A 6,872-nucleotide genomic window follows, 5' to 3' on the forward strand; every position below is an offset into this window, starting at 1 on the left:
TAATATTGTAAAGCTACTTTCTCAAAAAAAATTAGTTTTAATAATATAACTTTGGCAAATAGCTAGTATTACATTAGTCATATATAACTATTCCTTATTAGTGTGATAAGATTAAATTAATTTCAATATATCTAAACTCTCCGTATCATATATTCCAAATTCCTTTATAGACCTTAAGAGTTCATTTTTTGCTACTTCCATGTATCCATGCTTATAATATAATTTTCCAAGTTCTAGAAGTGCAAACTTATTGTTTATGAGGTTAAGAAGATTAACCGCAATTTTTAATTTATCTAATTCGTCAGTAAAAAGAAGTATATCTAAGATTTCTATTATAATACTCATATAATCACTTTCGTTTTCTATTTCAGATATTTGCATTACTGAAGTTTCAGTTAGAAGATTGATGAACTGTAAATACACATTAAATACTTTTACAGATATATTATCCAGCGACTCAAGTTCAAGAGTATTAATTAAATTTTTAGCAGCTTCCAGAGCATCCATCAATATTAAACTTATAATTTTATAAAATTTCAAGTGGACATTTGAACTAAATTTTTTGTTATTACTATCCAAGGTAATTACACTAGCAAAGTCTTTACTAATTATAAGAGCTTTTGCCTTTAATAGTAGTAATTTTTCAGTGAGTTCATACTCTTTTTCATATTCAAGGATGTAGTCTAATGCAACTTGATAGTACCCTTCATTATAAAATAAATCTATTAGTATTAGTTTAGGAGAAGGATAGCTAGTAACAAGCACTTCAATATTTTTTTTAAAGTTATCTACTAGCAGTTTTTTTAGCTTTAAGATACGAGCAATTCCATATAAAGGATTTATAAAGTTTGTTTTTGAGTTTAGAGATTTCAGATAATAACTGAGTGACATGTCATAGTCATTTAAGTTTAAATAAACATTACCCAGTTCAAAGTAAGCCTTAAAAGTTCCTACTCCAGGGAAACATTTTAAAGTAGAGGGAGGTTCGCCCATATCGATACATGTTTCTAAAGCTTTTATTTGCAAGGTTGGCATGTTAATATCTTTAAATATAAGTGCTTTCATAAAGTATAAATCTGTAAAGTTAGGGTAATAATTTAACCCTATATCTATATACTTAAATGCGTCCTCATAATTTTTGAGGTTATAATTTATTATAACTATTTTTAGAATAAGTAAAAAGCTATACCCATTCAGATTGTCAAAACCTTCGAATGACTTATAGTAGTAATTTAATGCACTTTTCTCATCACTTAATGCAGCAAATTCATTTCCTAGGTTAAAATAGGCAAAGTAATTTTCAGGATCATCTTTAATTTGATCCATTAACATAGATATATTTCTTTGTCTTTTATTTTTAATTTTAATATTGTCATTGAGATACCCAGAGTGGTGTACTTTAATTGAATTAATAATTAAGCTATCTTTTTCTTTACTATAAATCAACTGATTGTGAATTTTACCTTCATAATGAGTGCCCTCATTATTCTTAAAAAAGCGAGGATTTAAATTAATTGTTACTGAGTTTTCATCCTTAGTAGTCCCATAATAACTATGAGTTTCAAAAAAGTAAATTAGGTTTTTATCTAAATTGCTATTTATAAGCCTTTTAAAGTTGATTTGATCTTCTTCAAATAATTCATCATCTACATCTAAAATTAAAATCCAGTCTTTAGTAGCATATTTTAAGGATTCATTTCTTGCCTCACTAAAATTGTCATTCCATTGAAAAAAATATACCTTAGCTCCAAAGCTTTTTGCAATTTCAACTGTTTTGTCTTCAGAACCAGTATCAATAATAATAATCTCATTAACCAATTTATTAATGCTATTTAAGCATTGAGGAAGAGCTTTTTCTTCATTTTTAACAATCATACACAGACTTACTTCGTTATTCAATTTACTACCCCCAACCATAAATATCTAAATTTCAACATATTATCTATACATAATATGTAAAGAACATGAGATAGTGATTATTTTTCTTGCTATTACATAAAGTAAGCGTACTGTGAAGCAGAGTTCCGCACAGGAAATGTGCAAGGTAGAACAATTTCTCTCAGTAAGCATATTATAATAGTAGTTTTAATCTATGTAAAATCGTAATATCAAGGAAGTGCAGATATGCTAGAGAAAGATATATTATATAAAAAAATTAGAGATAAGACTGCAGTGATTGGGGTAATTGGATTGGGGTATGTTGGATTACCTTTAGCAGTAATTGCTGCTAAGAAAGGCTACAAGGTAATTGGGGTCGAAACTCAAGAGGCTAAAGTTAGTAAAATAAATCAAGCAGTAAGTTATATTGATGATATTAATGATGAGGATTTAAAAATGGTAGTGAGTTGTGGATACCTAAAAGCTGCCTTTGATTATGAAGTTTTAAATAATGTGGATATAGTTATAATTTGTGTACCTACGCCATTAGATAAGTACCAGTATCCAGATGTAAGTTATATAAAAAAATCCGCAGAAGAAATTGGGAAGCGACTTAATAAAGGGATGCTAGTTGTATTGGAAAGCACCACATATCCAGGAACTACAGAGGAATTGCTTTGCCCAATTTTACAGATGAATTCAGGGTTAGTATGTAAAAGTGATTTTTATTTAGCATTTTCTCCGGAGCGAATAGACCCAGGTAATAATATTTATAGGGTGAATAACATTCCTAAAGTAGTAGGAGGGATTGATAAGGAAAGTGCCAAATTAGCGGCAGAATTTTATAGATGTATTATTGATGCAGCTGTTCATGAAGTGACAAGTACTAAAGTAGCTGAGATGAGCAAAATACTAGAAAACACCTATAGGAATGTAAATATAGGACTGATTAATGAAATGGCCATTTTGTGTAACAAGATGGAAATTAGCATATGGGAAGTTATTGAGGCAGCGAAGACGAAACCTTATGGGTTTCAAGCATTTTATCCTGGGCCAGGCCTAGGGGGGCATTGCATACCACTAGATCCATATTATCTTGCTTGGAAGGCTAGAGAGTTTGGATGTCCCACAAAGTTAATTGAGATGTCTGGTGAGATTAATAACTATATGCCACAGTACATCGTTGAAAGATCCGCCAAGATATTAAATAGATTTAATAAGTCACTAAAGAGTTCAAAAATAGTTGTACTGGGGATTGCTTATAAGAATGATATAAGTGACTATAGAGAAAGCCCCTCCCTAAAAATTATAAATTATTTTATTAAGGAAGGTTCAGAAGTAAAATTTAATGATCCATATATTGAGAGTTATTTCTATAATGGTGCTAAGTACAATAGCTCTAATATGACTTCAGATTTATTGAGTCATGCTGACTTAGTAGTTATAACAACTGCCCATGAAAAATATGATTATGATTTTATCCAGAAAAATTCAAGATATATTTTTGATACAAAAAATGCGACTAAAGCTCTAGAAAATAAAGAGAATATTGAACTTTTATAAATTTAAAGGTGTTGATAAGATGTATATTCCATTGGTTGATTTACAAATGCAATACAAAGGCATTGAGGACGAACTAAAAGCTGCTATCCATTCAGTATTAGCTAGTAGCAATTATATTATGGGAAATGAGGTTATAAATTTAGAGGAAAAAATGTCAAAATATCTTGGGGTAAAGCATTGTATATCCGTTGCAAGCGGGACAGATGCTCTTGTTATAGCTTTAAAATCATTGGGTATAGGGAAGGGTGACGAGGTAATAACATCGCCTTTTACCTTTTTTGCCACAGCTGAAAGTATATCTTCTTTGGGAGCGACTCCGGTATTTGTAGACGTAAAGGAAGATACCTTTAAATAGATCCCTCTAAAATAGAAGAGAAAATTACAAGCAGAACGAGGGCTATTATAGTTGTCCATATATTTGGACAACCAGCTGAGATGATAGATATCATAGAGATAGCTAAAAAGCACAATTTAAAGATAATTGAAGATTCTTGTCAGGCTTTTGGTGCGGAGTATTTTGGAAAAAAGATAGGAAGCTTTGGTGATATTGCATGTTTTTCATTTTTTCCAACAAAAAATTTAGGATGCGCAGGCGATGGTGGAATGATTGCAACCAATGATGATTCAATATCTATTATATGTAGAGCATTGAGAAGCCATGGAAGTGGGAAGTTCGGGCTACAAGCTTATGAAATATTAAGTGAATTTAAAAATTGCAACTTAGATAAGGAGATAACTATTTTAGATGACTCAGGTTCAAAGTATTATAATTTTTTAGTAGGCTATAATTCTCGCTTAGATACTATACAAGCAGCTATGCTTCTTGTGAAATTGAATTATATAGATTTATGGAACAACATGAGAGCAGAGCATGCAGCATATTATAATTATAACTTAAAAGATTCAAATTTTATTCTTCCAAAAGTTCCACTAGGTTGCAAGCATGTCTATCATATGTATGTCATTCAGTCAACTAATAGAGATAAGCTTATCCAGCATCTAAATGAGATGGGCATATCAGCCGGTGTTTATTATCCGGTGCCGCTACATCTTCAAAAAGTATATAGAATTTTAGGATATAACGTTGGGGATAATCCAATATCAGAACTTTTAGCAAAAAGGACTTTAGCTATTCCAATATATCCTGAATTAACAAAGAACCAACTAGATTATATAGTTAATGCATTATTAAGCTTTAAATAAGGAGTTGTCTATGAATACTAGGGATTTTTTTGTCCATGAATCAAGCTTTATTGATGAGCCATGTATTATAGGAAAAGGAACTAAGATATGGCATTTTGTTCATATTATGAAAAACTCTCTAATAGGTGAAAACTGTGTAATTGGTCAAAATGTTTTTATAGGATCTAATACTATTATAGGGAATAATGTAAAAGTCCAAAATAATGTATCTATATACGAAGGGATAATTTGTGAGGATGATACCTTTTTAGGACCATCCTGCGTTTTTACTAATGTAAACAATCCACGAAGTTTTATAGAAAGAAAAACAGAATATAAGAAGACTGTCGTAAAAAAGGGGGCAAGTATAGGTGCTAATGCAACAATAGTGTGTGGCCATCAAATTGGAAGCTATGCTTTTGTTGGGGCTGGATCAGTAGTTACTAAAGATATACCAAATTATGCATTAGTTGTTGGTAATCCTGGGAAGATTGTTGGATATGTATGCCAGTGTGGAGAGCCAATTTGCTTTGGGGAGTGTGTTGAAACTCAATGTAAATCCTGTGGGAAAGTTTATATTTTACAAAATGGAGAAGTTAAAGCAAATTATGATTCCCTACAGTATGAATCAATTGAAGGAGATAAAAATGAATAAAATAAAATTTGCAATTATTGGATGTGGTAGAATTTCTCATAAGCATATAAAAGCATTAGTAAATAGTGCTCATGAGGCAACGTTGGTAGGTGTATGCGATTTGAATATAGAAAAAGCATTAAGTTGCAAGTTAGAGTATGAAAGTTTTTGCAAGGAGTTTGATAAAGTTTCTATATATGATAATTATGAAGAAATGATAGAAAAAGAAGATATAGATGTTGTGGCTATTGCTACAGAAAGTGGATATCATGCTAAGATTGCTATTTATTGTATGAACCAGGGTAAACATGTGCTAGTAGAAAAGCCAATGGCACTCTCAATCGAGGATGCAGATGACATGATTAAATGTAGTAGTATAAATAAAGTAAAACTAGGTATTTGTCATCAGAACAGGTTCAATTCAGCTATTTTGAAATTAAAAAATGCTATAGATTGCAGTAAGTTTGGAAAAGTTACGAATGGTACTGCAAGAATTCTTTGGAATAGAGATATGAGTTATTATAAGCAAGCATTGTGGAGAGGAACATGGGATTTAGATGGTGGCACATTAATGAATCAATGTATTCATAATATAGATCTCCTTCAGTGGATGCTAGGTGGAGAGATAGAATCAGTTTATGCTCAGTGTGACAAGTATCTAAGAGGCATAGAGGCAGAAGACTTTGGGGCAATAATTATAAGGTTTAGAAATAAAACCATAGGAATTGTTGAAGGGTCAGCATGCGTATATCCTAGTAATCTTGAAGAAACACTTAGCATATTTGGAGAAAAGGGTACAGCTGTAATCGGGGGAATTGCTGTAAACGAAGTTCTTACTTGGAAGTTTGAAGGTGAAGACGAAGAGAGGATTAAGTTACTGCTAAATGAAAAAATCGATAATGTCTATGGTAATGGGCATATGTATTTGTATGAAGATTTCATTAATTGTATATTTGAAAATAGACTCCCATTAATTCATGGAGAGGAAGGAAAAAAAGCATTAAGTATAGTTTTGGCAGCATACAAATCACAATTAACGAACAGAGTAGTAAAATTTCCTTTAGAAGAGTTTTCTACTGCTGAAATGATTGGGTGGAAGCAGATGTGAGTAAGAAAAAGTAACGCTCTTATAGTTTGCACATAGAATATAATGAGGTGTTAAAAATGCCTTATTCTATATTCCGCATTCTAAGGAGTGAACGCAATGGCACGACCAATGGCCATATTAAGAATATTTAACGTAACACACTTAAACTGGCAATACCATTTAACCTTTAGAGTTTACCGGAGAGTTAAGCCTAGGGAATTAAAGAAAAGACTTAAATAGCAGTATTTACAGAGGTCTACATCATATCTTAGATTAGTTTGGGATTGTTCAAGTAGGAACAAAAAATATTTTTAGTTTGAAGTTGATACTTCTATATAAAGACAAAAGAAACTGGTGTTAAGAATATAATAACATCAGTTTTCTTATTTAATTTGTGAAAACAGATTGAGAATCTCAAAGTTTAGATCATCTATTATAACTCATATTTCGCTGAATGAATTTCATTCAGCGATTATTTTTTTATTGATCGTTTTTTTTTTTGGATTATTTTAATTAATTAACCTTAAT

5 protein-coding genes and 1 pseudogene are annotated in these 6,872 nt (G+C 31.0%); 5 read left to right on the forward strand and 1 reads right to left on the reverse strand.

The annotated features are described in order from the left end of the window. Positions 1-111: 111 nt before the first annotated feature. Positions 112-1,899: a tetratricopeptide repeat-containing glycosyltransferase family 2 protein gene (locus tag J2Z44_RS18930; RefSeq protein WP_209649943.1), complete on the reverse strand. Its 1,788-nt coding sequence runs from the start codon at positions 1,897-1,899 to the stop codon at positions 112-114. A 225-nt stretch (positions 1,900-2,124) separates the two neighbouring features. On the opposite strand from J2Z44_RS18930, the gene J2Z44_RS18935 reads away from it, so the two are divergent. The 5 genes and pseudogenes from J2Z44_RS18935 (at position 2,125) to J2Z44_RS21910 (ending at position 6,584) form a co-directional block, all read left to right on the forward strand. Continuing rightward, the gene (locus J2Z44_RS18935; protein ID WP_021281904.1) at positions 2,125-3,441 is read left to right on the forward strand and encodes a nucleotide sugar dehydrogenase; all 1,317 of its coding nucleotides are present in this window, start codon (positions 2,125-2,127) and stop codon (positions 3,439-3,441) included. A 19-nt stretch (positions 3,442-3,460) separates the two neighbouring features. Beyond that, positions 3,461-4,644 (forward strand): annotated as a pseudogene (locus J2Z44_RS18940) (DegT/DnrJ/EryC1/StrS family aminotransferase). A gap of 10 nt (positions 4,645-4,654) precedes the next feature. After that, complete coding sequence (locus J2Z44_RS18945; RefSeq protein WP_021281901.1) at positions 4,655-5,278, forward strand: acyltransferase; 624 nt, start codon at positions 4,655-4,657, stop codon at positions 5,276-5,278. Next, a complete protein-coding gene (locus J2Z44_RS18950) occupies positions 5,271-6,365 on the forward strand; it encodes a Gfo/Idh/MocA family protein (RefSeq protein WP_021281900.1) in 1,095 nt (364 codons plus the stop codon). The genes J2Z44_RS18945 and J2Z44_RS18950 overlap by 8 nt, the downstream gene beginning before the upstream one ends. 96 nt (positions 6,366-6,461) lie before the next feature. Next, positions 6,462-6,584: a hypothetical protein gene (locus tag J2Z44_RS21910; protein ID WP_278245278.1), complete on the forward strand. Its 123-nt coding sequence runs from the start codon at positions 6,462-6,464 to the stop codon at positions 6,582-6,584. Positions 6,585-6,872: the final 288 nt, after the last annotated feature.

Origin of the sequence: Clostridium punense, from assembly GCF_017874425.1 — a bacterium.
In the GTDB taxonomy this organism is placed as follows: Bacteria; Bacillota; Clostridia; order Clostridiales; family Clostridiaceae; genus Clostridium_J; species Clostridium_J punense.